This is a genomic window from Vibrio sp. 2033 (assembly GCF_033339735.1).
The window spans coordinates 1-539 of sequence record NZ_JAWOVC010000734.1; the positions used below are offsets into that span (position 1 = coordinate 1).

Below are 539 nucleotides of genomic sequence, written 5' to 3' on the forward strand. Positions count from 1 at the left end.
TGATTCGATGGCTTAAAGCGCACTACTCACAAGGGGCGGTGTTATCTTCTGCATGTGCCGGAGTATTCATTCTTGCCGCAACCAACTTGATCGATTCGAGAGAGGTCACGACCCATTGGGCATTGGCGGAAACATTCTCCCAAGCCTTTCCTAGCATTGCGCTAGATAGCAATAAGATATTGATCAATCACGGTGACATAGTAACGGCAGGTGGGATGATGTCATGGTTAGATCTTGGCTTTGAGCTGATCGCGAAATACGCTTCGCCGGGTGTTGTGCGTCAGCTTGGAAAAACGCTGGTTATTGATACCGCTCAGCGAGCGCAGAGCTACTACCAACAGTTTCATCCATCGTTTTCTCACGGTGATTATGCGATTGTTTCCATTCAACAAATCATGCATCAGCGCTATGCAGAGCCTTTGTCCATAAAGCGGTTAGCAAAACAAGCCAACCTTACTGAACGCACGATGCAACGACGATTTTTGAAAGCGACAGGATACAACCCTAATCAATATTTGCAGCGTCTTAGAATTCAGAGC

Annotated in this window: 1 protein-coding gene; it reads left to right on the forward strand. The window is 46.9% G+C overall.

What is annotated here, in order from left to right:
- Window positions 1-539: GlxA family transcriptional regulator (locus R7P74_RS28790; RefSeq protein ID WP_318124112.1), on the forward strand; the 539-nt coding region annotated here is incomplete at both ends.